Origin of the sequence: Flavobacterium sp. (genome assembly GCF_036782315.1) — a bacterium.
Classification (GTDB): domain Bacteria; phylum Bacteroidota; class Bacteroidia; order Flavobacteriales; family Flavobacteriaceae; genus Flavobacterium.
In genome coordinates this window covers 276,057-302,861 of the sequence record NZ_DAIPZK010000002.1, presented here as the reverse complement: position 1 = coordinate 302,861, position 26,805 = coordinate 276,057, and the positions used below count along the sequence as shown (strand labels likewise).

25 protein-coding genes are annotated in these 26,805 nt (G+C 31.7%); 21 read left to right on the top strand and 4 right to left on the bottom strand.

The genetic code is table 11. The features are described from left to right. Positions 1–46 precede the first annotated feature (46 nt). A complete protein-coding gene (locus V7P59_RS03220; RefSeq protein ID WP_333808755.1) occupies positions 47–670 on the bottom strand; it encodes a MarC family NAAT transporter in 624 nt (207 codons plus the stop codon). 101 nt (positions 671–771) lie between these two features. Continuing rightward, on the bottom strand, positions 772–1,203 hold the full coding sequence (locus V7P59_RS03215) for a hypothetical protein (RefSeq protein WP_333808754.1): 432 nt from the start codon (positions 1,201–1,203) through the stop codon (positions 772–774). Between the two features lie 102 nt (positions 1,204–1,305). On the opposite strand from V7P59_RS03215, the gene V7P59_RS03210 reads away from it, so the two are divergent. Next, on the top strand, positions 1,306–1,662 hold the full coding sequence (locus V7P59_RS03210; RefSeq protein WP_333808753.1) for a CoA-binding protein: 357 nt from the start codon (positions 1,306–1,308) through the stop codon (positions 1,660–1,662). Here the strand turns inward: V7P59_RS03210 and V7P59_RS03205 are convergent. Beyond that, a complete protein-coding gene (locus V7P59_RS03205) occupies positions 1,633–3,081 on the bottom strand; it encodes a sodium:solute symporter (RefSeq protein ID WP_333808752.1) in 1,449 nt (482 codons plus the stop codon). The two genes, V7P59_RS03210 and V7P59_RS03205, sit on opposite strands and share 30 nt — an antisense overlap. 78 nt (positions 3,082–3,159) lie before the next feature. Between V7P59_RS03205 and recR the strand changes: the two genes are divergently transcribed. From recR to V7P59_RS03160, 9 genes are all read left to right on the top strand, one after another. Continuing rightward, the gene (recR, locus tag V7P59_RS03200; protein ID WP_333808751.1) at positions 3,160–3,780 is read left to right on the top strand and encodes a recombination mediator RecR; all 621 of its coding nucleotides are present in this window, start codon (positions 3,160–3,162) and stop codon (positions 3,778–3,780) included. 135 nt (positions 3,781–3,915) lie between these two features. Next, entirely contained in the window at positions 3,916–4,713 is a 798-nt protein-coding gene (locus V7P59_RS03195) for a polysaccharide biosynthesis/export family protein (RefSeq protein ID WP_333808750.1), read from the top strand. Positions 4,714–4,718: 5 nt separating this feature from the next. Beyond that, positions 4,719–7,178, top strand: coding sequence for a polysaccharide biosynthesis tyrosine autokinase (locus tag V7P59_RS03190; protein ID WP_333808749.1), 2,460 nt, complete (start codon positions 4,719–4,721; stop codon positions 7,176–7,178). 11 nt (positions 7,179–7,189) lie between these two features. Then, positions 7,190–8,170, top strand: coding sequence for an SDR family oxidoreductase (locus V7P59_RS03185; protein WP_333808748.1), 981 nt, complete (start codon positions 7,190–7,192; stop codon positions 8,168–8,170). Between the two features lie 85 nt (positions 8,171–8,255). Then, a complete protein-coding gene (locus tag V7P59_RS03180; RefSeq protein WP_333808747.1) occupies positions 8,256–9,650 on the top strand; it encodes a UDP-glucose 6-dehydrogenase in 1,395 nt (464 codons plus the stop codon). After that, on the top strand, positions 9,650–10,927 hold the full coding sequence (locus tag V7P59_RS03175) for a nucleotide sugar dehydrogenase (RefSeq protein WP_333808745.1): 1,278 nt from the start codon (positions 9,650–9,652) through the stop codon (positions 10,925–10,927). The genes V7P59_RS03180 and V7P59_RS03175 overlap by 1 nt, the downstream gene beginning before the upstream one ends. Before the next feature lie 282 nt (positions 10,928–11,209). After that, complete coding sequence (locus V7P59_RS03170) at positions 11,210–11,812, top strand: sugar transferase (protein ID WP_333808743.1); 603 nt, start codon at positions 11,210–11,212, stop codon at positions 11,810–11,812. 19 nt (positions 11,813–11,831) lie between these two features. Beyond that, entirely contained in the window at positions 11,832–12,971 is a 1,140-nt protein-coding gene (locus V7P59_RS03165) for an aminotransferase class I/II-fold pyridoxal phosphate-dependent enzyme (RefSeq protein ID WP_333808741.1), read from the top strand. Next, positions 12,968–14,077, top strand: coding sequence for a polysaccharide biosynthesis protein (locus tag V7P59_RS03160; RefSeq protein ID WP_333808739.1), 1,110 nt, complete (start codon positions 12,968–12,970; stop codon positions 14,075–14,077). Before V7P59_RS03165 ends, V7P59_RS03160 begins: the two co-directional genes overlap by 4 nt. 384 nt (positions 14,078–14,461) lie before the next feature. Here V7P59_RS03160 and V7P59_RS03155 read toward each other — a convergent pair whose 3' ends face one another. Continuing rightward, positions 14,462–15,187, bottom strand: a complete 726-nt coding sequence (locus tag V7P59_RS03155; protein WP_333808736.1) for a tyrosine-protein phosphatase — start codon at positions 15,185–15,187, stop codon at positions 14,462–14,464. A 427-nt stretch (positions 15,188–15,614) separates the two neighbouring features. On the opposite strand from V7P59_RS03155, the gene V7P59_RS03150 reads away from it, so the two are divergent. The 11 genes from V7P59_RS03150 (at position 15,615) to V7P59_RS03100 (ending at position 26,805) form a co-directional block, all read left to right on the top strand. After that, positions 15,615–16,484: an ABC transporter permease gene (locus V7P59_RS03150; RefSeq protein ID WP_333808734.1), complete on the top strand. Its 870-nt coding sequence runs from the start codon at positions 15,615–15,617 to the stop codon at positions 16,482–16,484. Between the two features lie 490 nt (positions 16,485–16,974). After that, positions 16,975–18,267, top strand: coding sequence for an ABC transporter ATP-binding protein (locus V7P59_RS03145; protein WP_333808732.1), 1,293 nt, complete (start codon positions 16,975–16,977; stop codon positions 18,265–18,267). Beyond that, complete coding sequence (locus tag V7P59_RS03140) at positions 18,246–18,833, top strand: CatB-related O-acetyltransferase (protein ID WP_333808730.1); 588 nt, start codon at positions 18,246–18,248, stop codon at positions 18,831–18,833. The genes V7P59_RS03145 and V7P59_RS03140 overlap by 22 nt, the downstream gene beginning before the upstream one ends. Further along, the gene (locus tag V7P59_RS03135; RefSeq protein WP_333808728.1) at positions 18,826–19,659 is read left to right on the top strand and encodes a polysaccharide pyruvyl transferase family protein; all 834 of its coding nucleotides are present in this window, start codon (positions 18,826–18,828) and stop codon (positions 19,657–19,659) included. Before V7P59_RS03140 ends, V7P59_RS03135 begins: the two co-directional genes overlap by 8 nt. A gap of 5 nt (positions 19,660–19,664) precedes the next feature. Continuing rightward, complete coding sequence (locus V7P59_RS03130) at positions 19,665–20,450, top strand: glycosyltransferase (RefSeq protein ID WP_333808726.1); 786 nt, start codon at positions 19,665–19,667, stop codon at positions 20,448–20,450. Positions 20,451–20,458: 8 nt separating this feature from the next. After that, positions 20,459–21,487: a glycosyltransferase family A protein gene (locus tag V7P59_RS03125; protein WP_333808724.1), complete on the top strand. Its 1,029-nt coding sequence runs from the start codon at positions 20,459–20,461 to the stop codon at positions 21,485–21,487. After that, complete coding sequence (locus tag V7P59_RS03120; RefSeq protein WP_333808722.1) at positions 21,484–22,557, top strand: glycosyltransferase family 2 protein; 1,074 nt, start codon at positions 21,484–21,486, stop codon at positions 22,555–22,557. The genes V7P59_RS03125 and V7P59_RS03120 overlap by 4 nt, the downstream gene beginning before the upstream one ends. Next, entirely contained in the window at positions 22,554–23,687 is a 1,134-nt protein-coding gene (locus V7P59_RS03115; RefSeq protein ID WP_333808719.1) for a glycosyltransferase family 4 protein, read from the top strand. Before V7P59_RS03120 ends, V7P59_RS03115 begins: the two co-directional genes overlap by 4 nt. A gap of 1 nt (position 23,688) precedes the next feature. Beyond that, the gene (locus V7P59_RS03110; protein ID WP_333808717.1) at positions 23,689–24,846 is read left to right on the top strand and encodes an acylneuraminate cytidylyltransferase; all 1,158 of its coding nucleotides are present in this window, start codon (positions 23,689–23,691) and stop codon (positions 24,844–24,846) included. Between the two features lie 334 nt (positions 24,847–25,180). Beyond that, positions 25,181–25,531: a GIY-YIG nuclease family protein gene (locus V7P59_RS03105; RefSeq protein WP_333808715.1), complete on the top strand. Its 351-nt coding sequence runs from the start codon at positions 25,181–25,183 to the stop codon at positions 25,529–25,531. A gap of 398 nt (positions 25,532–25,929) precedes the next feature. Beyond that, positions 25,930–26,805 (top strand): N-acetylneuraminate synthase family protein, encoded by an 876-nt coding sequence (locus V7P59_RS03100; protein WP_333808713.1) that lies wholly within the window; start codon positions 25,930–25,932, stop codon positions 26,803–26,805.

Genomic DNA, 26,805 nt, shown 5'->3' with positions numbered 1-26,805 from the left:
AAATTTGGGATTTTTTTTATTTTCCAACTTCCGATTTCCAACTTTTTTAAATTCCTCTAATAATACTTAATACAGCACTAATTATATATTGAATACCAATAGCAATTGTTAAGAAACCAATAATTCTTGAAATTGCCACAATTCCAGAAGAACCTAATAATTTGGCTAAATAATGAGCGCTTCGAAGAACTAAGTAAATTGTAACAGCAACAACTGTTATTGATAGTGTAGAAATAATAATGTCTGAAGTAGAATTGTGTTCTTGATAGTAAGCAATAAGCAATGAAATAGATCCAGGACCAGCTAGCATAGGCATTGCTAAAGGAGTAAGTGCAATGTGTGTTCTGTTTTGAGCTTCTTTTTGAACTTTTTTGTTGATTCCTTTATTTTTATTGAAATTCCCGTTTAGTAACCCAAATCCAGAGCTAGTAATAATAATTCCTCCAGCAATACGTAATGCGGTAATAGTTATTCCAAAAAAGCTTAACACATACTGACCAATAAAAAACGAAATCAGTAATATAATTAATACGTTAATACTCGTAATTAATGAAACTTTGGCTCTTTCTGCACTTGTATAACCTTCGGTTAAAGCAACGAAAATAGGAACAGTTCCAATTGGGTTTAGTACCGAAAATAAAGCGGCAAATAGATAAATAAATAATTCCATCGTAAAATTTTTACAAATATAGTACAAGGTAATTATTTTATTTTTGATTCAAAAAAAAATCTAAATTACTTTTAGGTTTAGAAATCGTAAGTTTAGAAAAACTAATAAGTATCTAATGGAGAAAGTGGAATGTTTTTTTCTTTTTCCAATTCCATTTTATCTATAAATTTCTGTACTCCTTTGCTGTTTTTTGAGCAATCTATAGAAATGTAATGATGATCGATATGAAAAGTAATAGAATCTCCAGGTTTAAATACAACCAACTTATAATAAGGAATAACCAAAGCATAAATATCTAACCTAGATTGAAAACCAATAATAATTCCTTTTGGTCTTAATTCAATGTTGCAGAATTTTACAGTGTTATTTACATGTAATAAATTATAAATTTCTTGACTGCATCTTGTGATGAATAATTTTGGAGAACCAATGCCGCCTTTTTTGATGTTGTCAATTAATGAAAAAGGCTTGCCAACCAATTCGTTGATTTCTCTTTCATTTTTTGGGTCTTTATTGGAGATATTGTAAAGCATTTTTGTTTAAAATTACTTCAAAAATTGTTTCACAATCAGACTTTAGCAAATTTTTATTATTTGTTTATTTATCGTAACTTTAAATTTCTAAATAGTAGTAAAATGAAAACATTAGTTATTGGAGCTTCCACAAACAAAGAGCGATATTCGTATAAAGCCATTCATAATTTAGTAGATAAAAGTCATCAAGTAGTGGCTATTGGAGCCAAAAAAGGAATGGCATTTGATATTCCAATTGAAACAGAAAAATTGGATTTTCATGCAGTAGATACTGTAACTTTGTATCTCAATCCAAAAGCGCAACAAGAGTATTACGATTACATTCTTTCTTTAAAGCCAAGACGTGTTATTTTTAATCCAGGAACCGAAAATCCTGAGTTTTATAAAATATTGCAAGCTAATAATATTCAATATGAAGTAGCGTGTACTCTAGTTTTGCTTGCTACGAATCAATATTAATCCAATAAATGTAAGTAAACCATTTACAATTAAAATTTCAAATCCAAAGGCGAATCCAAACCAGGCTTCGCTTTTTAAGTTTAAAAGAATGGATAAAATTACTGACGTTATTGCTACTAAAGGGGTAAATTTGTCTTTAATTTTCCATTTTGTAAACAAACCAAAACTGTATAAACCTAATAGAGGTCCGTATGTAAATCCTGCAAATTTTAGTACTTTATCAATAATACTTGAATCGTTGAAAGCATATTTAAAAAGTAAAATCACAAAAATTGATACAAACACAAAACTTAAGTGAATACGTTTTCTAATAGCAATTTGTTTTGAAGAATCGTATTTTTTCTCTATTTCCAAAATGTCAATGCTAAATGATGTAGTTAATGAAGTTAAAGCACTATCGGCACTTGAGTAAGCAGCAGCAATAAGCCCTAATATAAAACTGAAAGCCACAATAGTTCCTAAATGCTCATTAGCTAATATGGGAAACAATTGGTCTTTGTGAGCATCAATATTGTTTTTTAAAGCATACTCGGTAAATAAAAGTCCTAAAACTAAGAACATAAAATTTACAAAAGTTAATACGATTGTAAACCAAAACATGTTTTTTTGAGCATCTTTTAAACTTCTACATGTTAGGTTTTTTTGCATCATGTCTTGATCTAAACCAGTCATTACAATTGCGATAAATGCTCCAGATAAAAATTGTTTCCAAAAATATTCAGGAACACTTGGATCTTCAAAAAAGAAAGTTTTTGAGAAATCACTATCAGCAATGAATCCTGAAATGGTATTGATGTTTAATCCTAAATCTTCAGAAACCGTAACAATGCAAATTGCTACTGAAAGCAACATGAAAAATGTTTGAAGAGTATCTGTCCAAATTATAGTTTTAATCCCCGACTTAAAAGTGTAAACCCATATTAAAAAAATGGTTGTAGAAACGGTAATCCAATACGGAATTCCGAGTTTTTCAAATACTAAAGTTTGTAAAACATCGGCAACTAAAAGCAATCTTAAATTGGAACCAACTGTTCTTGAAATAATAAAAAACCAAGCTCCAGTTTTATACGAAAATCGTCCAAATCGATCTCCTAAATAGCTATAAATAGAAGTTAAATTGAGTTTGTAATATAATGGTAATAAAACAGTTCCAATAACAAAATAACCTACTATGTAACCTAAAACAAGTTGGAAATAAACAAATTGAGAACCTTCAACTTTTCCTGGAACAGAAATAAAAGTCACCCCCGATAATGAGGCACCTATCATTCCAAAAGCAACTAAATACCAAGGGGCTTGTCTGTTTGCTTTGAAGAAAGATTCGTTAGAATTGTCGTTTTTCCTTCCCGTAAAATAAGAGAATAAAATTAAAATTGAAAAATAGCCTAAAATCAGTAAAAGGATTGATGTAGGTTGCATAATTGGATTAGTTTATGGCAAAGATAAAAGAAAATGTAAATGAATACAGATTTGCACTTAGTTTTGTAATTTTGCGTTATGGAATTACCATCTAAATTACTTGAAAATGCGGTTAACGAAATGTCTCAATTGCCAGGAATTGGTAAAAGAACGGCATTGCGATTGGTTTTGCATTTGCTAAAACAACCTTTAGAACAAACAGAAATTTTGTCTTCCGCTTTAACGACTATGCGAAATGATATTCAATATTGTAAAGAATGTCATACCATTTCTGATGATGATATTTGTGGAATTTGTTCAAATGTTTCTCGAGATAAATCTATCATTTGTGTGGTAGAAGACGTTCGTGATGTTATGGCGTTGGAAAATACAGGAATGTTTAAAGGGGTTTACCATGTTTTAGGAGGGAAAATTTCCCCAATTGAGGGTGTTGGACCAAGTCAATTAAAAATTAGTTCGCTTGTAGATAAAGTAAAAGAAGGAAATGTTTCCGAAATTATTTTTGCACTGAGTTCTACGATGGAAGGCGATACAACCAATTTTTATATTTATAAACAAATTAAGGAATTTGAAATTAAGACTTCAACAATAGCTCGAGGAATTGCTGTGGGCGATGAATTGGAATATGCAGATGAAGTAACTTTAGGTAGAAGTTTGTTAAATCGGATTCCATTTGAAACTTCTATAAAGCCTTATTAACAAAAATTTCATCAAAAATCACTAATAACTTCATTATTTTAATTGTAAAAACTATATTTGTTACCTAATTTAGTGAAGTTTGTCTTTTTTAAAGATTTGTTCTTAAAAGTCAAGCGTTTTCAGTACAGTTAACACATGAAAAAAATAGTTTTTTTAGCCCTACTTACAGCTTTGTTAACCTCTTGTATCTCTAACAAGGACTTAACTTATTTGCAGCCAAGTGCTACTTCAAAATCGGATTCAATTAAGGTATCACAACTTGCTTCAAAACCTTATCGAATTCAAACAAACGATATATTAAGTATCAATATAAAAGCTTTAGATCAAAAATTAGTGGATATGTTTTCTGTTTCGCAAGTTTCTGGTTCAGGGCAAAATCAAGCATCTCCGCAAACATTATATTTTAATGGATATACGGTAGATGACCATGGAAATATTAGAGTTCCTGTTTTAGGAGAACTAAATGTATTAGGTTATACAACGGATGAAGTAAGACAAAAAATTGAGAAGCAATTGCTTGAAGAATATTTTAGAAAAGAAGCTAATATTTTTGTTACGGTAAAATTGGCAGGTTTACGCTATACTATTAACGGAGAAATTGGTAGTCCTGGAATGGGGGTTTTATATCAAGATAGAGCTACCATTATGGAAGCTATTGCAAACTCAGGAGATATTACTACAACTGGAAACCGCAAAGAAGTTCAAATTATTAGAAAATTTCCTCATGGTTTTGAAACTTACCATATTGATTTAACTGATGCTAATGCCATGAATTCTCCTTATTTTTATATTCAGCCAAATGATTATATAATTGTAAAGCCATTAAAGCAAAAATCTTGGGGCACGGGTGTAACAGGTATGCAATCTGTTGCTACTATAATGACAGCAATTTCTTTAATAACGACATTACTTGTATTGTCTAAAACTTTATAAAATAAATGTTAGATACTAAAGATTTTAATTTTTTTGAATCTCAGAATTCATTTGATTTTAAAGGATTTCTTTTTAAAATTATTAGCTATTGGAAGTGGTTTGTAATTTCGTTGATTCTTACTTTTGTATATGCTTATAATGTAAATATTAGAAAAGAAAGTATTTACGGAATGGAATCTTTAATTGTTGTAGAAGATCAAAATAATCCATTTTTTACTTCAAATACGAGTTTGGTTTTTAATTGGGGAGGAACTTCAGATAAAGTACAAACTATTATTACCACTTTAAAATCACGTTCGCATAATGAAATCGTAGTGGATAGGCTTCAATACTATATAAAGTATCTAAAAAAAGGAGAATATTTTTATCAAGATGCATATGGAGAAGTACCGTTTTATGTAGAGATAGATAAAACAAAAGGGCAATTATTTGGACAATTAATAAAGATTAAATTTCTTTCCCCTTCTCAGTATGAATTAAGTGTTGATTTTGGAGAGACTACTTCTGCTTCAGTAATACAATATGCTGATTTGGCTGTAAAGCCAGTAAATGTTTCAGGTGGTGAATTTAAAAAAGTGTTTAAAATTAACGAATTGATAGAATTACCATTTTTGAATCTTAAATTAATCATTAAACCTGAAGCCTATGATTATGCTAATCAAGAATATTACGTTCGTTTTGATGATTTTAATTCAACTGTTGCTGCTTATAGAGGTATTGATGTAAGTGCAGATGCTAAGGCTTTATCTGTTGTGCGTTTACAAATGGAAGGTCCTAATAAATACCGACTTGTTGAGTACTTAAATACAACAATAGATGTTCTTAGAAAAATTCAGTTAGAAAGTAAAAATCAATTTGCCAACAATACTATTGGTTTCATCGATAGTACTTTAAAAGAAATGGAAGGGCAAATAAAAGAAGCAGAAAACGAATTAAAAGAATTTAGACGAGGTAAGAATATTTTTGAATTAGAAGAAGAAGGAGGAAGTGGACTTCTAAGTGCAAAATTATCAGGTTATGATGTTGAGAAAGATGCTGTTAATAGAAAAATTGCCTATTATAATTTACTAAAAAACTATTTAGAGAAAACTACTGATTATTCTAAATTACCAGCACCTTCTGTGGCAGGCATCGATGATCCAAATGTAGTGGGAAATGTTTCAAAATTAATTCAACTTTCAGCAGAGCGAGCGAGCATGTCTTATTCAGTAAAAAACAAAAAAATGTTTTCTGAATTTGATGTGGAAATGGAATCTACAAAAAAGGTGTTGTTAGAAAACATAGCAAGTGCTAAAAGCGGATTGGCATTAGATTTATCATTAATTAATAAAAATATTGCAAAAGCTGAAGGTGAAGCCAGTCTATTACCAGAAAACAAACAAGAACATATAAAAATAACGCGTAAATACAATTTAAAAGATAAAATATATAGCACTTTTTTAGAGAAAAGGAGCGAAGCCGAAATTGTAAAAGCAGCCAATATTTCAGATATTAAGTTTTTAGATCCTGCAAAAGATGTTGGTGGAGGATTAAGAGGACCTAAAACCAGTATAAACTATATTTTAGCAGCTCTTATTGGATTTTTAATTCCGTTGCTTATAGTTTTTGTTATAACTTTATTAGACAATAATATTAATTCAGTTGAAGACATACAAAAACTAACTGCAATTCCTCTCATTGGAGTTATAGGAAAGAAAAATACCGAAAATAATTTATCTGTTTTTGAAAAACCTAAATCACCTTTAGCAGAATCATTTAGGGCTATACGTTCATCATTACAGTTTATGTATAAGAAACAACAAAAAGAAGGTGCTAAAATTTTAATGTTAACATCATCTGTAAGTGGTGAAGGTAAAACGTTTTGTTCAATAAATTTAGCTACTGTTTTTGCTTTGAGTGATAAAAAGACAGTGATTGTTGGTTTAGATTTAAGAAAGCCAAGAATTTTTGGTGATTTCAATATCGATAATATTACAGGTGTTGTAAATTATTTAATTGGTCAGAAAACCATTGATGAAGTAATTCAAAAAACACACATTCCTAATTTAGATGTTATACCTTCTGGACCAATTCCACCAAATCCATCAGAGTTATTAATGAGTGAAGCTATGGCTGAAATGATTGAAGAATTGAAAGGCAAGTATGATTATATCGTTTTAGATACGCCACCAGTAGGATTGGTTTCAGATGCTCTTGAGTTAGCCCATTTCTGTGATGCTACATTATATGTTACAAGACAAGGATTTACTAAAAAAGGAATGCTAAATGTAGTAAATGATAAACATAAACGTGGTGAATTACAGAATATTAGTGTTGTATTTAATGGTTTCCAAAACAAAGCTAAATATGGTTATGGCTATGGCTATGGATACGGTTATGGAGCTTATGGCGAAGCTTATCATGATGAGGTAGAGCCTAAAAAAGGATGGCAAAAGTGGATGGATAAGTTTAAGAAAAATAGTTAGTATCTTACAAAATGACAAAGATTACAAATAAAAAAATACTTATTACGGGTGGAGCTGGTTTTATTGGTTCTAATTTGTGTGCGTATTTTTTGAAGAACAATAATCAAGTAGTTTGTTTAGATAATTTTTCTACGGGTTATAAACATAATATTGAAGATTTTTTTTCTGATTCCAATTTTTCTTTAATTGAAGGCGATATTCGAAATATAGTAACTTGTCATGAAGCAGTTATAGGTGTTGATTATGTTTTGCATCAAGCTGCTTTAGGAAGTGTACCACGTTCTATTAATGATCCCATTACTACAAATGATGTCAATGTTTCCGGATTTTTAAATATGTTAGTTGCAGCTAGAGATGCCAAAGTTAAACGATTTATTTATGCAGCTAGTTCTTCTACTTATGGCGATTCAGAAGTATTACCTAAAATAGAAGATATTATTGGGAAACCATTATCACCTTATGCAGTTACAAAATATGTTAACGAACTATATGCTGATGTGTTTGCAAAAACCTACGGAATAGAAACTATTGGGTTGCGTTATTTTAATGTTTTTGGAAGAAATCAAGATCCAAATGGTGCTTATGCGGCTGTAATTCCTAAATTTGTTGCCCAATTTTTAGCCTATGAAAGTCCAGTTATAAACGGAACTGGAGATTTTTCGAGAGATTTTACTTATATTGATAATGTTATTCAGATGAATGAATTGGCAATGGTTGTTGAAAATTCAGAGGCAATTAATACAGTATATAATACAGCTTTTGGAGAAAGAACAACTTTAAATCAATTAGTGAATACACTTAAAGAATTTCTATCGGAGTTTGATGATAAAATAAAAGATGTTGCTATTATATATGGCCCCAATAGAGTAGGTGATATACCTCATTCTTTAGCCAGTATTGAAAAAGCTAAGCAATTATTGGGATATAAACCTCAGTTTTCTATGCGTGATGGATTGAAAGAAACCGTTAAATGGTATTGGGAGAAGAGATGAGTTGGAGACTAGGGGATGGGAGATTGAAATTTAAAAATAGTTATAAAATGACAATAGTATTCTATTGTTGATATAAAATATGTTTATGAATATAAAAAATATTTGTTGTATTGGAGCTGGATATGTTGGTGGTCCTACAATGGCTGTGATAGCACAAAAATGTCCGCATATTAAAGTTACAGTAGTCGATTTAAATGAGAAAAGAATTGCGGCTTGGAATGATGAAGATGTAAATAATATTCCAATTTATGAGCCAGGATTAGGTGACGTAGTGGCAGAAGCTCGTGGTAGAAACTTGTTTTTTTCCACCGAAGTTGATAAAGCTATAGATGAAGCTGATATGATTTTTATTTCGGTAAATACTCCTACTAAAACTTATGGTGTTGGTAAGGGAATGGCTGCGGATTTAAAATATATTGAATTATGTGCGCGCCAAATTGCACGTGTAGCCAAAACTGATAAAATTGTGGTTGAAAAATCAACATTGCCCGTTAGAACAGCAAGTGCCATAAAAGAAATTTTAGAGCATACAGGAAATGGGGTTCAGTTTCAAATTTTATCTAATCCAGAATTTTTAGCAGAAGGAACTGCTATTGAAGATTTGTTTGCTCCAGATCGCGTTTTAATTGGTGGGGATACCTCTGCTGAAGGACAAAAAGCAATCCAAACATTAGTAGATATTTATGCTAATTGGGTTCCAAAAGATAGAATTTTAACCACAAATGTTTGGTCATCTGAATTATCAAAATTAACTGCTAATGCTTTTTTAGCCCAACGTGTTTCTTCTATAAATGCCTTGAGTGAGTTGTGCGAAGTAACCGGAGCTGATGTTAATGAAGTAGCCAAAGCAATAGGAATGGATAGTCGTATTGGATCAAAATTCTTAAAAGCTTCGGTAGGTTTTGGAGGTTCGTGTTTTCAGAAAGATATTTTAAATTTAGTTTATATTGCTAAGTCATACGGATTAAATGAAGTTGCTGATTATTGGGAACAAGTAATTATTATGAACGATCATCAAAAACGTCGTTTCGCTAAAAATATTATTAGAACCTTGTATAATACAGTTTCAGGTAAGAAAATTGCTTTCTTGGGTTGGGCTTTCAAAAAAGACACAAACGATACAAGAGAGTCAGCTGCTATTTATGTTGCAGATGATTTATTGAGTGAACAAGCATCAATTGCTGTTTTTGATCCAAAAGTTGGAGAAGAACAAATTCAATTCGATTTGAATTATTTAGAAACGCGTTCAGAGTCTGAAAATAAACAAGGAGTACAAGTAATGACAAATGCTTATGATGCTTGCCAAAATGCACATGCAATTGCCGTTTTAACTGAATGGGATGAGTTTAAAACCCAAGATTGGCAAAAAATTTATGATAATATGTTGAAACCAGCTTTCATTTTTGATGGTAGAAACATTTTGAATAAAGAAGAATTAGAAAAAATAGGATTTATTTACCAAGGAATTGGGTCGAGATAATGAGTGTAAAAATTGCAATAATAGGTTTAGGATATGTAGGTTTGCCATTGGCAAGATTATTTGCAACAAAGTATCCAGTGATTGGTTTTGATATTAATCAACAACGTATTTCTGAATTAAATCAAGGAATTGACGTGACGTTAGAAGTTGAAGAAGATTTACTGAAATCCGTTTTGGTAACTCATTCTTTAAATGAAAAAGGATTATTTTGTTCAAATCAATTAGCCGATATAGCGGATTGTAATTATTATATTGTTACAGTTCCAACCCCTGTAGACAAACATAATAAACCTGATTTAACACCGCTTTATAAGGCTAGTGAAACCGTTGCTAAAGTTTTAAAGAAAGGCGATATTGTAATTTATGAATCTACTGTGTATCCAGGAGTTACAGAAGAGGAATGCGTTCCAGTGTTAGAAAAATTATCGGGTTTGAAATTTAATGAAGACTTCTTTGCAGGATATTCTCCAGAACGAATTAATCCAGGAGATAAAGAACATACTGTAGAGAAAATATTAAAAGTAACTGCAGGTTCTACACCAGAAATAGGCGTAAAAGTTGACGCTTTATATAGCAGTGTAGTAACAGCAGGAACGCATTTAGCACCCACAATTAAAGTAGCAGAGGCAGCTAAAGTAATTGAAAATTCGCAACGCGATATTAACATTGCGTTTGTGAATGAATTGGCAAAAATTTTCAATATCTTAGAAATTGATACGAAAGCAGTTTTAGAAGCGGCTGGAACCAAATGGAATTTTCTTCCTTTTAAACCCGGATTAGTTGGGGGTCATTGTATTGGTGTTGATCCATACTATTTAGCACAAAAAGCTTTGGAAGCAGGCTATCATCCCGAAATCATTTTGGCAGGCCGTCGTATGAATGACAGTATGGGAGAATACGTAGCTTCGCAAGTAGTTAAGTTGATGATTAAAAAAGAAATTGTTCTACATGAAGCTCAATTGTTACTTTTAGGAGTCACTTTTAAAGAAAACTGTCCAGATGTTCGAAATACCAAGATTGTTGATATTGTTCACGCTTTAAAAGAATATGGAATCCATATTACCATTTACGACCCATGGGCTAAACCAGAAGAAGTTAAGCATGAATATGGAATTGAAACTACTCAAACCCTTCCTAATTCAAAATTTGATGCATTGGTTTTAGGAGTTTCGCATAAAGAATTCGCGGATTTAGATATAGCTGCTCTAACCAAAGAGACGAATGTTGTGTATGATGTGAAGGGATTTCTTTCTGGAAAAGTAGACGGAAGACTATAGGGAGACTTGGTGAGAGGGAGATTTTGAGACTTGGAGAGAGGGATATTTTGAGACTTGGAGAGAGGGTGACGTGGAGACGTAGTGATTGAGAGATTGAGATAGAGGAAGAAAATGTGTAGGGGAGATTGGGGGACTGATTGATTGGGATATGAGATATTAAGAATACAACGTTTGTTATGGTGTCAAGTATCTCTTTTATGAACTTTTCAACTTAATTAAACATGATTTTTTACTTATATGCTAAAAATTAAACTTGATTTTTGAACTTGCCCTTGAAAACCTATGTATCAAAATGGAATAAAAATAGTATTGGATAAACTAGTCGCATTGATGGCGCTTTTCTTGTTAAGTCCTGTTTTTATTATAATTGTTTTGATTCTTTTCTTTTTGCAAAAGCAAATCTTTTTTATCCAAACTCGCGTAGGGAAAGATTTAGAGCTTTTTCCTATTTATAAATTTCAAACCATGACAAATGAGCGAGATGCATCTGGTAAATTATTACCTGATGATGCTCGAATTACTGCTTTTGGAAAATTTCTTCGTATCACTTCTTTAGATGAATTACCACAATTGATTAATGTGTTGCAAGGAAATATGAGTTTGGTTGGACCAAGACCTTTGTTGCCTGATTATGTGCATTTGTATTCTGATTATCAAAATCAAAGGCATCAGGTTTTGCCAGGAATTACAGGTTATGTTCAGGTAAAAGGGCGTAATGCGTTAACTTGGGAGGAACGTTTTGACTTAGATGTATATTATGTGCATCATATTTCTTTTATTTTTGACTGCAAAATACTATTTTTAACATTTGTTACCCTTTTCAACTTCAAAAAGAATCGTCCACAGAGCGACATTCCTATAGAACCTTTTGAAGGACAATGGTAAGGTTAATCAGCAATATTATATGAATCTAAAACGCATTCTTTTATCGCCGCCTCATATGGGAGGAACCGAGCAAGATTATATTGCTCAGGCTTTTCAAGATAATTGGATTGCGCCTGTTGGACCTCATATTACTTTATTCGAAAATAAATTAGCTGATTTCATAGGAGATAATCATCAAGTTGTTGCTTTACAATCAGGAACAGCGGCCATTCATTTAGGATTGCAATTATTAGGAGTTAAAAAAAATGATGAGGTGTTATGCCAAAGTTTAACTTTTATCGCATCTGTAAATCCTGTTCTTTATTTAGGTGCTAAACCTATTTTTATTGGAAGTGAAAAAGATACTTGGAATATGTGCCCAATAGCTTTAGAAGAGGCCATTAAGAACCGTCTAAAAAATGGTATCCAACCCAAGGTAATTTTAATAGTTCATTTATACGGGATGCCCGCTAAAATGAATGAAATTATCACAGTTTCTAAAAAATATAATATTCCTATTTTAGAAGACAGTGCAGAAGCTTTAGGAAGTACTTATAAAGGGAAGTTTTGTGGAACTTTTGGGAATTTTGGAGTATTATCTTTCAATGGCAATAAAATTATTACGACTTCAGGTGGTGGAGCTTTAATAACCCATTCAGAACATGAAAAAAAGCAGGCTATATTTTTGGCTACTCAAGCTAAAGAAAACGCTCCGCATTACGAACATATTCAAATGGGATATAATTATCGCATGAGTAATATTGCCGCAAGTATTGGGTTAGGGCAATTAGAGGTGCTTCAAAATCATATTTTATCTAGACGACAAAATCATATTTATTATAAACAATTTTTTAATGAGCTTTCAGGAGTAACTTTATTTGAAGAACCTGATACCGATTTTGTATCTAATCATTGGTTGAATGTAATTCTTTTGGATTCTTATGAAAAGCGAGAAGCTTTGAGAATGCACTTAGAACAACATAATATCGAATCGAGACCTGTTTGGAAACCTATGCATTTGCAACCTTTGTTTCAAGATTGTTTGTATTTTGGAGATGGATTTGCTGAAGATGTATTTAAAAAAGGCTTGTGTTTACCTTCTGGCTCAAGTTTGTCAGGAGAGGATTTAAATCGCATTAAAGATGCTTTAGTTTCGTTTTTTAAACCATTTGAAGTATGACAAAAGAACGGAAATTTCAAATAGAACAGTTGTTACAAGTACCACAAGCTTTGCTTCATAAAGAGCAAATTTCGGAACAAGTTTCAGGAAAAATCATTTTAGTAACAGGTGCTGCAGGCTCTATTGGGAGCGAAATAGTAAAACAATTGTTATTGTATGTTCCAAAGACATTGCTTTTAGTTGATGTGGCAGAAATGCCCTTAAATAAATTGTGTTTGAAATTAGAAGGTATCCAAAAAACAACTCAATTGATTCCTTATTTAGGAGATATCAAGGATGAAAAGTTAATGCAACAGTTATTCGCAACGCATCAACCTGATATTGTTTATCATACTGCGGCTAATAAACATGTACCACTTTTAGAAGGATTTCCTTATCAAGCTATTCAGAATAATGTTTTGGGCACCAAAATCATTGCTGATTTAGCAGTTGCATTTCACGTTAAAACTTTTGTTTTTATTTCTACAGATAAAGCTGTAAATCCCAGCAGTATTATGGGAGCAAGTAAGCGAATTGCAGAACAATACATTCTGTCTGAAAACGAAATGAGCGAAAAAACGAATTTCATTATTACACGATTTGGGAATGTTTTTGGTTCAAGCGGATCTGTTGGACCTATATTTAGTCGACAAATTAAAGCAGGAGGTCCAGTAACAATTACACATCCTGAAATGGAACGTTATTTTATGACGCTGACACAAGCTTGTGAATTGGTTTTAGAAGCTGGAGCTATGGGCAAAGGAGGTGAAATTTTTATGTTTGATATGGGAGCGCCTATCCGAATAGTTGATTTAGCTCATCAAATGATTGTATCTGCGGGTTTACTTCCCGAAATCGATATCAAGATCGAATGGATTGGGTTACGACCTGGCGAAAAATTACAGGAGGATTTAACAACAATAAATGATGTGTTGGTTGAAACGAATCATCCTCAAATTAAGTTGGTTCAGCCAGTAAATAATAGTCAAAAAGAACAAAAGGCAAAAGAAATAAGCGCATTTTTACTTCATTTAACTACTTTACAGGAGGTCGATATAGTAAAAGAAATGAAAAAAATTGTTCCTGAGTTTAAAAGTAAACATTCGGTGTATACTGATTTGGATTAGTTTTTGAGATAGGGTGATTTGGAGATGGGGAGACTGGGAGACTGTGAGATTTGGAGATTTGGAGATTTGGAGACTGGGAGACTGTGAGATTTGGAGACTGGGTGATGGGGAGATTGGGAGATTTTGAGATTGGGAGAGAAGAATATTGAGGACGTCGATTAATCACCATTTTGTTATTCCGCCAGGAACCTCTTGTACAACTGATACTTTATTGACACTCATACAACTTCTTTTCTTTTGTGCTCTTTGTGTATTCTTTGTGGTCTTTGTGGTAAAATTTGAATGCAGATATTTACGGATTTTCTTTGAGACTGAAAACTAATTTTCGATTTTTCGTCCCGAATCTTCGAGATTGTATTTGAACTTGAAAGAGTTTATAGTATTCTACTTAAAAAAATCATTTTTCTTCATTACTTCCGTAATTTTTTCACCGTTATTGAATATTAATTTGCTTTGAAAAGCCTTAATATGATTTTTGTGATGAATATCAGAACCTGTAAAATCGTAAAGATTTTCTTTTAGTAAATAATTTGCCGTTTCTGCAACTTCTTTTCCGTAATATCCTACTGTTGATAATAAGTTTAATTGAAAGAAACAGCCTGCTTTTTTGAGTTTTTGGTATTCTTTTTTATTGGTATGAGAATAGCTATATCTTTCTGGATGAGCTAAGATGACTTGATATCCTGAAAGTTGAATTTGGTATAAAAAATCGTATAACTGTATAGGAGGGTTTAAATACGATAATTCTATTAGAATGTAATTCTCTTTTAAAGTAAGAAGTGTTTTGTTTTTTGCTTTTAATAGTACCGATTCGTCTAATAAATATTCGGAGGCGGTAGTGATTTCAAAAGGTAGGTTGAGTTTAGATTTTATTTGCTGTAAGGCATCATTAATTGTTGGTGGAGTATTATCCCAAATATTGTTCATGGTATGGGGTGTAGCAATGCATTTAGCAAAACCTAATTTCTGCATTTCTTCTAAAAGAAATTCTGTATCATTTAGGGTTTTAGCACCATCATCTATTCCTGGTAAAATATGAGAGTGAATGTCTGTATATCCAGTAGGAATAACTTGAGAAAGTTTTGGTTTGCTTTTAAAAAGAGATAACATTGCTACTTATTTGGCGCAAAGATAAGGTTTTTTTGATTTGTGAAATGTTGCATAAAAAAACAATAGATGCAATATAATTTTATTGTTAAACTTCTTTTTCAAGATATGTTTTTTATACTTCTACCATACTTCTGTCATACTTAATCCATACTTCTGTCATACACTAACCATACACTAACCATACACTATCAATACACCAACCATACATTAACTATACTCTATCTTCCCTTTATCTACTCTTTATCTACTCTTCAAAGTTAGGTTCATAATTGGGTTTTAAAAGAGTTATGATTGGGTTTTACAATAAAACTTGTTATTTGTTTTGGTGTTGAAATATGATTTTTTAAAATAGTCTTTGCGGAATAAAGTTTGCTTCTTATTTAAAAAAGGTTAATTTTGAACATTAATAAAGAAAGTACATTATTACATGAATAAAACCGAGTTTTCAGATGAAGAATGGTTGTTTGAGATTGCGCCTAAAAACAAATTTTTCTCACTAAATCTCAAAGAAGTTTGGCGATACCGAGATTTACTGATGTTGTTTGTAAAACGTGATGTAGTAACGGTTTACAAGCAAACTATTTTAGGTCCGCTTTGGTATTTGATTCAGCCTTTGTTTACCTCGATTATTTTTACGATTATTTTTAACAATGTTGCTGGAATAGAAACAGGAACAACACCTGCCTTTTTGTTTAATTTAGGAGGTGTAATGGTTTGGAATTATTTTACTTCTTGTTTAAACGATACTTCGGACACTTTTAAGAAAAATGCTTCTATATTTGGGAAAGTTTATTTTCCAAGGCTTATTGTTCCTTTGTCAATTGTGATTTCAAATTTGGTTAAATTTGGAATTCAGTTTTTAATTTTTGTTGTTTTTTATATTTATTATGCTTTCCAAGGAATGTCAATCCAATTGACAGCAGCTACTTTGTTTTTTCCAATATTAGTTGCCATAATGGGAATTCTTGGTTTAGGATTAGGAATGATAATTTCTTCATTGGTTACCAAATATCGTGATTTAAGTTTCTTGGTTGGATTTGGCGTTCAGCTTTTAATGTATGTTTCGGCAGTTATGTATCCCATGGCATTATTAAAAGAGAAATTACCAGCTTTTGGTTGGTTAATTGAATATAATCCATTGGCTTATGTAATAGAAACAGCACGCTATATGTTATTACATGAAGGAAGTATTTCTGTTTCAGGATTGCTTTATACAGTTGGAGTAACTATTGTAGTCTTTTTTGTAGGGTTATTGATTTTTAACAAGACTGAAAAAAGTTTTATCGATACGGTTTAGTGTGGTGATGGATGATGGGTGATGGGTGATGGGTGATGGATGATGGGTGATGGGTGATGGATGATGGGTGATGGGGAGAGAGGGTGACTTGGAGATTGGAAGATTTTGAGACTAGGAGATTGGGAGATTGGTAGGCGGATGAAAGGGGTTCTTCGAAGCGCTGATGATGACTGATTTTCTTTTTTGAATTGAGTTAAAATGAAAAGTTCTTAGAAAGATTGTCCCCTTGAGAGCTTGTTCCGATCATTCGGAGGGACTTTAGGGGTGTTGCGGATTTCTTTTAACAACAGAGAACACTAAGTTTTACACAAAGAACACTATGTTTAAATTTCTAAAATTTCTTTCATCTGTGTTCCTAAAAATAATTAATTTAGAATTGCATTGATACGATTGTCATTTCGAACGTTTGCCTGTTCCGACTTTTTCGGAATCGAGAACTAATGAAAACAATAGGCTTCGCTCAGTATGACAAAATGGATTTAAAAATAAAATGAGTAAAAAAGATATCATATTAAAAGCCGAAAACATTTCTAAACAATACCGTTTAGGAACTGTGGGCACCGGAACATTGAGTCATGATTTGAATCGATGGTGGCATGCTATTCGTGGAAAAGAAGATCCTTATTTGAAAGTAGGCGAAACCAATGACAGAAGTTCAAAGGGAAATAGCGACTATGTTTGGGCATTACAAGATATCAATTTTGAAGTTAACAGAGGAGAAGTTTTAGGTATTATTGGAAAAAATGGAGCTGGGAAATCTACGTTACTAAAAATATTATCAAAAGTAACAGCACCTACTACGGGTGTTATAAAATCTAGAGGGAGAATTGCTTCTTTATTAGAAGTTGGAACGGGTTTTAATCCAGAATTAACTGGTAGAGAAAACATCTATTTGAATGGTGCAATTTTAGGAATGACCAAAAAAGAAATCACTTCAAAACTGGATGAAATAGTAGCTTTTAGTGGTTGCGAACGCTACATCGATACACCAACCAAACGCTACAGTAGTGGAATGACCGTTCGTTTAGCTTTTGCAGTAGCAGCTTTCTTAGAGCCTGAAATTTTAGTTGTAGACGAAGTATTAGCTGTAGGTGATGCCGAATTTCAAAAGAAAGCGATTGGAAAAATGCAAGACATTTCTAAAAGCGAAGGTAGAACGGTTTTGTTTGTGAGTCATAATATGGCAGCGGTTAGAAGTTTGTGTACGAGAGGAATGTTAATTGAAAATGGAAAAACAGTTTTCTTTGGTGATATAGATGAAACTATCAATTTATATCTAAAAAGTAGTATTTTTTCATTCAATAGTAATAATTATATTGAGTTTGAAAAAAAAGAAGTTCCTATTCAAATTGCTAAGTTTGAAGTTAGTTCTTTGAATTTAAAAGGCGAACGTTCCAATTCAAGTGGTGTTTTAATGGGAAATATTTTAGAGTTTTCCATTTTTGTGTTGGCAAAACAAGTGTATAATAATCTAAAAGCAAGTATTATTATTTCTACTGCCAGTGGTACAAGAATTGCAGCTATACGATCACATGAAATAACTGATTTTGTTTTTGATTCAAAAGGAGATTTTGTTTTTAAAGCAACTGCTTCAGATTTAAAATTAATGCCAGGTGATTACGTAGTTACAATTGCTTTGGCAGAAAATAATACTACTATTGATATAAAAGAAGAATGTTTAGGTTTTACAGTAGTGCCTAATGATGTTTATGGAACAGGAAGAATTCCAAAAGGGAATTTATATGTTTATTCTGATGCAAAATGGGAATTAAATCAAAAATAAAACATTGGTTTTCAAAGAAGTTGAAAAATGTATTGGAATACGAAAAACTTCCAGTGCTAATTCTGCCTACAAAAAATATTGAAGTTGGTAAAGAAACTTTTCACAATGGAAATTTTGAAATAAGAGGTTCAGGTAAAGTTAAAATTGGTTCATTTTGCGCATTCGGGAGAGATATAAAATTTATTACATCTAATCACGATTACAATTTTGCAGTTATGCAATATGGTTTTTACAAAAAATATTTTCAAGAAAAGCCAAAAAAAGATAACCTTCACACAAACAAATTTTCAATAGAAATAGGAAGCGATGTTTGGATTGGAGACAATGTAAGTGTTTTGCCAAATGTTAAAATTGGTCATGGAGCAATAATTGGAACTGGAAGCGTAGTAACAAAAGATGTTGAACCTTACACCATTGTAGGAGGAGTTCCGGCTAAGTTTATAAAAGATAGATTTACAGAAGCTTCAAAAAAAATACTTCTAGCTTCAGAATGGTGGAACTGGGATGATGAAAAAATAAAAGCAAATAAAGATTTCTTCTTTAAAAATTATAATGCTAATGAATAAAATTCATGTTTATTGGTGGGCACTCAAAGCGCAAGGAGAGATTGATAATTACGGAGATATTTTAGCTCCTTTTTTAGCAGAAAAATTATCGGGTAAAAAAGTGGTTAAAGTTTCGCATCCTATGCATCGCTGGTATAAATGGGTTATTAGGCATTATGTAACCGTTGGAAGTATTATTTGTGCTGCCAGTAAAAATTCAATTGTTTGGGGAAGTGGTATTATTAAACAAAATGAAAATGTTAGGGCTGCAAAATTTGTAGCTGTTCGTGGACCAAGAACTAGAAAACGTTTATTAGAATTGGGCTATCAAGTTCCTGAAGTATATGGTGATCCTGCCTTGTTATTGCCTAAATTTATACCTAATAATGTTGAAAAAAAGTACATTCTAGGAATCATTCCGCATTATGTTGATTATGATGCTATTGTTACTCGATTTAAAGATGATGCAACAATAAAAGTGATTAATTTAATGACTAATGATGTTGTAAAAACAACTCAAGAAATACTAGAATGTCAGCAAATTATTTCTTCTTCTTTGCATGGTGTGATTGTATCTCATGCTTATGAAATACCTGCTTTGTGGGTTAAATTTTCTAATAAATTAGCCGGAGATAATATAAAGTTCTATGATTATTTTGAGTCATTAAATATCACGTATTCTAAAGAATTTTATGTCAATCCTTCTGAAAGTTCGGTTGCTGATTTTGAAAAATTATTAAGTGAAAATACTTCTATATTATTACCATCAAAAGATAATTTAATAGAAACACAAGAAGTTTTATTTGCTTCGTGTCCGTTTAAAAATAATCATTTTAAAAGTTTCTAACAAATATGTTATCAGTAGTCATAAGAAATAAAAATCAGTCAAAAGCCTTAGAGTTTCTATTGTCTAATTTAAAAAATCGATATTCAGGTGATATTGATGAAATTATTGTATTAGATAATCTTTCAACTGATAATAGCAAGGATGTTACATTAAAGTATGGTGCAAAATTTAAAACGATTGAAAAATTTTCTTATGGAGGAAGTGCTAATATAGCAGCTGAGGCAGCAAAACATCAGTATATTGTGATTTTTAGTGCTCACTCTTATCCAGTTAGTCCAGATTTTTTTAAGGTTATTAAAGAAAAATTTCTTCAAAATCCAAATTTGGCAGGTCTTAGATGTTTACATTCAACAAATGATTATAGAAATTTTATAAGTGGTATTTCGGCAAGACAAGATCCAAACAAATCAGGTTTAATTTTTTCGGGATCTGCTTTTAATAAATTTGTATGGCAAAAAATACCATTTAATGAATTAGTTCCGACTTTTGAGGATAAAGATTGGACTAAAAGAGTTTTGAAAGAAGGGTATGATATTGATTTTGCTCCAGTAGTTTTTAATTATGAGATAAAAAGAAGTGATTCTCAAAATTATTTTAGATTTACTAGAGATTTATTAGGTAATTATCAAATTTGGCACCAAGATATTTCTTTTATTAGTGTATTAAAAGGTTTTTTGATTTTTAATATTAATAATTGTAAATTATTTGGGGTTAATATTTATTACTCTTTAAGAAGATTGCTATTTGTTTTTAAATTTGTTATAAAAAAGCCTAAAAAGTTTGATTATTAATTGTTTTTATGAGAAAAGGAATAAATATTTCAAAGGATGTATTATTAAATCCGAGTGATTCTTCACATCGGGTAATTATTCCTTTGTATATTCCAAATGAAGAAGACTATTACAAAGAAGCTTATCCTATATTTGAATATTGTTTGTTTTCGGTTATTAAAACTAGCGCAACTCCATTAAAAATATCCGTAGTAAGTAATAACTCATGTGATTCGGTAAATGATAAACTTTATGAATTACAAAAAAAAGGTTTTATCGATGAGTTAATTATTGAAAAAGAAGCCATCGGAAAAATCAATAGTATTTTAAAAGCGCTTAGAACTGCTGAAGAACGCTTAATAACCATAACAGATGCCGATGTTTTGTTTTGTAATGGATGGGAAGAAGCTGTTTCGGAAGTTTTTGAAGCTTTTCCTAAAGCAGGAGCCGTTTCTCCTGTACCCGTTTTCAGAAAGCATTTTCATTTGACAGCCAATATTTGGTTACATCATTTATTTTCAAAAAAACTTTTTTTTAGAGCTGTTAAAAATTCAGAAGCCTTAACTCGTTTTGCAAATAGTATTGGTTGGCCTTGGTTAGATGAAAAATGGAGAGATGCTATAGGAACACTTGAATCAAAAAATGGAACCATTGCTGTTTTAGGTTGCCCTCATTTTGTAGCTACATATAAAAGTGAAGTTTTTCAAGAATTACCTAAAGAAAACAGCAAATTTAAATTAGGTGGCGATAGTGAACATTTATATACAGATTTTCCAGTTATAAGAAGAGGAGGTTATCGATTGTCTACTTACGATAATTATGCGTATCATTTAGGAAATCATATGGAACCTTGGATGAATGAAATGTATCATTCACTTATCGAAGTTCCCAAAAAGGAAAATACATATTCGAAATTTACTGTTTTAAAAAGAAATCGATTAGAATATTTGTTTTCGGAATATCTATTTAAAAAAATATTGTACTTTAAACCTATAAAAAGGGTACTTTTAAAAAGTAAAGGATTAACAAAAGAACAAATAAATAATTTTACATCTTGATTACTTTAGTTTTAACCAATAGAAATCGGGATATCCGAATCATTAAAAATTGTTTGGATTCTCTTCAAAACCAATCCGATGTTGATTTTGAATGGTTTCTGGTTGATTATGGTTCAAACGAAACGTATTTGAACGAACTAAATACATTAGTGCTTCAATATCCTCAAATTCAATTTATTTCTTGTCCCACTTCGGGTCAGTTGTGGAGCAAATGTCGTGCTATTAATATAGCGCTTCAAAAATCTTCCCAACCTTTTTTTGTGGTAGGTGATATTGATTTGATTTTTCATCCCAACTATATTCAAACTTTGAAAAGTATTGCAAATCCTAATATCGTACATTATTTTCAGTACGGATTTTTAAGCGAGACAGAATCGGTTAAAAAACAAAGTTTTGAAGATTTTAAGATAGATTTCAAAGGCGGTAAAGATGTAACGGGGAATACTATGTTCCCAACAGTAAGTTTAAAAAGCGTCAATGGTTTTGATGAGTTTTATCAGGGTTGGGGTGCAGAAGATACCGATGCTCATATCCGAATGCAGAATTTAGGATTGCAAGTTGTATTTTATGAAGAACAAGTTTTGGTGAAACATCAATGGCATCCAAAAGCGTATCGCAGTAAAAAGAGTACCCATCCTTACCATTCACAACTAGAACGCATCAATCATGCTTACATGATTCAAACGCAAAACAATAAACGTACGGTAGTTAATCAGTATCAAAATTGGGGACAATTAACTCATGATGCTGATTATCAAAAATTGCAATTTCCTGAAAAGAAAATAATTATTTCCTCTTCTTCACTTCAAGTGAATGCTCTATTAGCGCAATTGAAAAACTTTAAAAATGAAGTAATTCAAATAGAAATTCATGATCTTTCGAGCAAAGAGAAAAATAAAAATTTTATCAAAAGAATTCTAGGAAAAAAAGCACTTCCTTTTTATGAAATGGAATATGTAAACAATTTAGTATTGGAAGAAATTATAAAAAATTATCGCAATTGTCCTTATCACTATTCGTTTAATAGACAAACGAATAAAATTGTTTTAGTTATAAATTTTGTAGTATGAAAATTTTAATGGTTTCCATACCTACTTTGCATTTCTTTCGTTGGGCAAATCAACTACAAGATGCCGGACACGAAGTGTATTGGTTTGATATTACAGGAATGAGCCAGCACGTTTCTAAAATTTCATGGATACAACAAAAAGTAGATTGGAAATTAAAATGGGATTATCCAGGGCGTATATTGGTTAAAAATAAGTTTCCGAAATTATATAAATTCATTCAGCAATTTAACGAAAAAGACACAGCTAAAACTTTTGAAAATTATTTGAATGAGATTAAACCCGACGTTGTACACAGCTTTGCTTTGTATTTGTCTTGTTCTCCCATAATTGAAGTAATGGAAAAAAATCCAGCTCAAAAATGGATTTACTCCTCTTGGGGAAGCGATTTGTTTTATTTTCAAAACGAACCTGCTTACTTAAAAGATATTAAACGTGTTTTACCCCGAATTAATTATTTATTTACCGATTGCCTTCGCGATTATGAAATTGCCAAACAATACGGATTTTCAGGTGAATTCTTAGGTGTATTTCCTGGTGGTGGTGGTTTTGAGTTAAACGAAATGGAAACCTATAAATTGCCTATTTCACAACGAAAAACTATTCTGATAAAAGGCTTTCAAGGTCGTTCAGGAAGAGCTATTCCGGTTTTAAAAGCGATAACAACTTTAAAAGAACAATTACTTAATTATGAAATTGTAGTTTTTGGTTCTGATCCTCAAACTTTTGAATATGTAACTAACTCGGAGTTAAAAAAGTGGAAGAATTTCCAGATTTTAGGTAAAATTCTGCACGAAGAAGTGTTGAAATTAATGGGTAAGTCTTTAATTTGTATAGGAAATAGTAATTCGGACGGAATGCCAAATACCATGTTAGAAGCTATTTTTATGGGTGCTTTTCCAATCCAATCCAATCCGGGAGGTGCCACTGCTGAATTGATTCAAAATGGTGTAAATGGTTTGTTGATTGAAGATTGTGAGGATGAACAAAAAATAAAAGAAATTGTAAATCGTGCTCTCAATAATTGTAATTTTGACAATGCAGAAAGTTTAAATCAAATAAAAATTGTTCCAAAGTTACATTACATAAAAGTTAAAAATGAAGTGATTTCTATCTATAAAAAATTAAATTAAAATGAAAAAAGTAGCCATAATTCCATTACGTAAAGGTTCCAAAGGAATTCCTGGAAAAAATAAAAAGAAATTATTAGGTCGTCCTTTGTTTTCATGGGTTTTAGGTGCCGCTATTTTTTCTGATTTAGACGAAGTTTATGTGTTTACAGATGATGAGGAAATTTTAAACTTTATAAGTAAAGAATATCATTGGACTTCAAAAGTAAAAGGGTTACTTCGCAATGATGAAAACGCAAACGATACAGCATCAACAGAAAGTGCTATGATAGAGTTTGCCGAAAAAATTAATTATGATTTTGATGTTTTATGTTTGTTGCAAGCTACGTCACCATTAACTACCTCACAAGATATTAATAATACTTTATATCAAATAAGTGTTGAGGGAAAAACATCAGCATTAAGTGTAGTAAAGACACATCGTTTTACTTGGAATACAGATGGAACTCCTCAAAATTACGATGTTTTTAACAGACCGAGAAGACAAGATTTTGCTGGTTTGTTGATGGAAAATGGAGCTGTTTATGTTACAACAAAAGATGCTTTCATTAAAAGTAAAAACAGGGTAAGTGAAATCATAGGTTTAGTTGAAATGCCAGAAGAAACTTTAATGGAAATCGATAGTCTTTCCGATTGGACAATTATTGAAAGTTTACTAGCAGAACGCCAAAAATCGTTTAAGAAACAGGAACGAATCCATTATTTAGTATTAGATGTTGATGGCGTTTTTACAGATGGGTGTGTTTATTATGGTGCAGAAGGCGAGTTGATGAAAAAGTTTGATATGCGTGACGGTATGGGATTAGAAATTCTAAGACAACATAACGTTGAAGTTGTCGTAATCACTTCTGAGAATTCTGATTTAGTATCAAAACGTATGCAAAAACTTCAAATTAAGCATACTTTTTTAGGAGTTAAAGACAAGTATTCCTTTTTGCAAAATTTCATCAATCAACAACAAACTTCCTGGGCTAATTTAGCTTATGTGGGCGATGATGTAAATGATTTGGCAAACCTTTGTACGGTTGGTTGGTCATTTGCTCCAGCGAATGCCACTGCATTAGTAAAACAACACGTAGATTTTACGTTATCTTACAATTCTGCTGATGGCGCTATTAGAGAAGTTTGTGAGTGGGTGATTAAGTATAATAGTAGATTTTAATTTTCGATTAATCTCGACTGCGCTCGATATGACAGCCTCGATTTCGTTCGATTTGAAAATATCTCAACTTTGCTCGAAGTTACAGTCTCGACTCCGCTCGATATGACAAAACTGTAGTTCTTTAGAAATTGTAATTCCACTATTGTCACTTCGAGCGCAGTCGAGAACTAATGAAAACTATCTCGACTTCGCTCGATATGACAGAGCAGTAGTTCTTAAGTTATATATTTCCCACTATTATTTATTTAAAGCAGGATTTTGTCAAGTCGAGCGGAGTCGAGACTTTTTTAATTTATAAATAATTCCTATTTTTACATTTATAAATATTTACGCCATGAAACTTTATTTTGTTTACATCCTTAAATGTTCCGACGATTCTTATTATGTTGGAATTACTTCAAATTTAGACCGTAGAGTTACGGAGCATAATGCTGGTAAGTATTTAGATGCTTATACTTTTTCAAGACGACCAGTTGAGTTAGTTTGGTATCAGGAATTTTTAGAGCCTAATCAAGCTATATCTTTTGAAAAGAAAATAAAAAAATGGAGTAGAGCTAAGAAAGAAGCTTTAGTTAAAGGAGAATGGGATTTATTGCCAATTTTTGCTGAGTGTAAGAATGAAACTCATTTTAAAAACAGGGAGTCTCGATTCCAAAAAGACGGAACAGGCAACCGCTCAATGTGATAAAAGTATCTCGACTACGTTCAACTTGACAAGAGTATCTCGACTGCGCTCGATATGACAGAGCAGTTGTTATAAGAAAATTTAAATTCCACTATTGTCACCCTGAGCGGTGTTAAAGGTTGATGAAAACTATCTCGACTTCGCTCGATATGACAGAGCAGTAGTTCTTTAGAAATTGTAATTCCACTATTGTCACCCTGAGCGGAGTTGAAGGTTGATGAAAACTATCTCGATACTTCGACTAAGCTCAGTACAGGCAAGCTCGAAATGACAGTGTCTCGACTACGCTCGATTTGACAACTATTATCCTTTCTAAATTCAATTAGCCAAAGAATAATCACTTAACATTGTGATTATTCGATAAAATTATTTTTCTTTGCCATTCTAATAGAATTAAAATGTCAGAATATAAAAAACCCTACGTAATCGCCGAAATTGGTTGTAACCATAAAGGTGAAATGGAAATCGCAAAAGAACTAATCAAAATAGCTAAAATATTTTGTAATGCGGATTCAGTAAAATTTCAGAAGCGTAATAATAAAGAATTATTGACAGAAGATCAATATAATGCACCACATCCCAATCCTGCAAACTCTTATGGTGATACTTATGGTGCTCACCGAGAGTATTTGGAATTTGATGTGAAGCAACATGCTGAATTAAAAGCTTATTGTGAAGAAATAGGTATTGTGTATTCTACATCTGTTTGGGATACGACTTCAGCGAAAGAAATAGCATCTTTAAATCCTGAATATATTAAAATTCCTTCTGCATGTAACAATAACTATGATATGTTAGGTTGGTTATGTGATAATTACAAAGGGGAAATCCATATTTCAACTGGAATGACTACAAAAGGAGAAGCGGATGATTTAGTTAATTTCTTTATTGAAAAAGGGAGAAATAAAGATTTAGTTTTGTACAATTGTACTTCTGGATATCCAGTGCCATTTGAAGATGTTTGTTTGTTGGATATCAAATTATTAATTGAAAAATATGGTGATAAAGTAAAACATATTGGTTTTTCTGGACATCATTTAGGAATTGCAGTTGATGTAGCAGCTTTTACCTTAGGAGCAAATGTTATTGAACGTCACTATACTTTAGATAGAACTTGGAAAGGAACTGATCATGCAGCTTCTTTAGAACCAGAAGGATTGCGTAAATTATGCCGCGATTTGAAAGCGGTTCATAAAGCCTTGGCATATAAAAGCCAAGATATTTTACCCATTGAACAAGTACAAAGAGACAAACTGAAAAACAAGAAAGTTTAG

What these genes read in the sequence shown, in the direction of transcription:
- V7P59_RS03155 (WP_333808736.1), bottom strand. Translation starts at nt 15,187, where the DNA reads ATGTTATCTCTTTTTAAAAGCAAACCAAAACTTTCTCAAGTTATTCCT.
- V7P59_RS03185 (WP_333808748.1), top strand. Translation starts at nt 7,190, where the DNA reads ATGACAAAGATTACAAATAAAAAAATACTTATTACGGGTGGAGCTGGT.
- V7P59_RS03140 (WP_333808730.1), top strand. Translation starts at nt 18,246, where the DNA reads ATGGGAATTAAATCAAAAATAAAACATTGGTTTTCAAAGAAGTTGAAA.
- V7P59_RS03150 (WP_333808734.1), top strand. Translation starts at nt 15,615, where the DNA reads ATGAATAAAACCGAGTTTTCAGATGAAGAATGGTTGTTTGAGATTGCG.
- V7P59_RS03205 (WP_333808752.1), bottom strand. Translation starts at nt 3,081, where the DNA reads ATGCAACCTACATCAATCCTTTTACTGATTTTAGGCTATTTTTCAATT.
- V7P59_RS03130 (WP_333808726.1), top strand. Translation starts at nt 19,665, where the DNA reads ATGTTATCAGTAGTCATAAGAAATAAAAATCAGTCAAAAGCCTTAGAG.
- V7P59_RS03135 (WP_333808728.1), top strand. Translation starts at nt 18,826, where the DNA reads ATGAATAAAATTCATGTTTATTGGTGGGCACTCAAAGCGCAAGGAGAG.
- V7P59_RS03215 (WP_333808754.1), bottom strand. Translation starts at nt 1,203, where the DNA reads ATGCTTTACAATATCTCCAATAAAGACCCAAAAAATGAAAGAGAAATC.
- recR (WP_333808751.1), top strand. Translation starts at nt 3,160, where the DNA reads ATGGAATTACCATCTAAATTACTTGAAAATGCGGTTAACGAAATGTCT.
- V7P59_RS03170 (WP_333808743.1), top strand. Translation starts at nt 11,210, where the DNA reads ATGTATCAAAATGGAATAAAAATAGTATTGGATAAACTAGTCGCATTG.
- V7P59_RS03195 (WP_333808750.1), top strand. Translation starts at nt 3,916, where the DNA reads ATGAAAAAAATAGTTTTTTTAGCCCTACTTACAGCTTTGTTAACCTCT.
- V7P59_RS03110 (WP_333808717.1), top strand. Translation starts at nt 23,689, where the DNA reads ATGAAAAAAGTAGCCATAATTCCATTACGTAAAGGTTCCAAAGGAATT.
- V7P59_RS03175 (WP_333808745.1), top strand. Translation starts at nt 9,650, where the DNA reads ATGAGTGTAAAAATTGCAATAATAGGTTTAGGATATGTAGGTTTGCCA.
- V7P59_RS03100 (WP_333808713.1), top strand. Translation starts at nt 25,930, where the DNA reads ATGTCAGAATATAAAAAACCCTACGTAATCGCCGAAATTGGTTGTAAC.
- V7P59_RS03220 (WP_333808755.1), bottom strand. Translation starts at nt 670, where the DNA reads ATGGAATTATTTATTTATCTATTTGCCGCTTTATTTTCGGTACTAAAC.
- V7P59_RS03125 (WP_333808724.1), top strand. Translation starts at nt 20,459, where the DNA reads ATGAGAAAAGGAATAAATATTTCAAAGGATGTATTATTAAATCCGAGT.
- V7P59_RS03165 (WP_333808741.1), top strand. Translation starts at nt 11,832, where the DNA reads ATGAATCTAAAACGCATTCTTTTATCGCCGCCTCATATGGGAGGAACC.
- V7P59_RS03160 (WP_333808739.1), top strand. Translation starts at nt 12,968, where the DNA reads ATGACAAAAGAACGGAAATTTCAAATAGAACAGTTGTTACAAGTACCA.
- V7P59_RS03115 (WP_333808719.1), top strand. Translation starts at nt 22,554, where the DNA reads ATGAAAATTTTAATGGTTTCCATACCTACTTTGCATTTCTTTCGTTGG.
- V7P59_RS03190 (WP_333808749.1), top strand. Translation starts at nt 4,719, where the DNA reads ATGTTAGATACTAAAGATTTTAATTTTTTTGAATCTCAGAATTCATTT.
- V7P59_RS03105 (WP_333808715.1), top strand. Translation starts at nt 25,181, where the DNA reads ATGAAACTTTATTTTGTTTACATCCTTAAATGTTCCGACGATTCTTAT.
- V7P59_RS03145 (WP_333808732.1), top strand. Translation starts at nt 16,975, where the DNA reads ATGAGTAAAAAAGATATCATATTAAAAGCCGAAAACATTTCTAAACAA.
- V7P59_RS03180 (WP_333808747.1), top strand. Translation starts at nt 8,256, where the DNA reads ATGAATATAAAAAATATTTGTTGTATTGGAGCTGGATATGTTGGTGGT.
- V7P59_RS03210 (WP_333808753.1), top strand. Translation starts at nt 1,306, where the DNA reads ATGAAAACATTAGTTATTGGAGCTTCCACAAACAAAGAGCGATATTCG.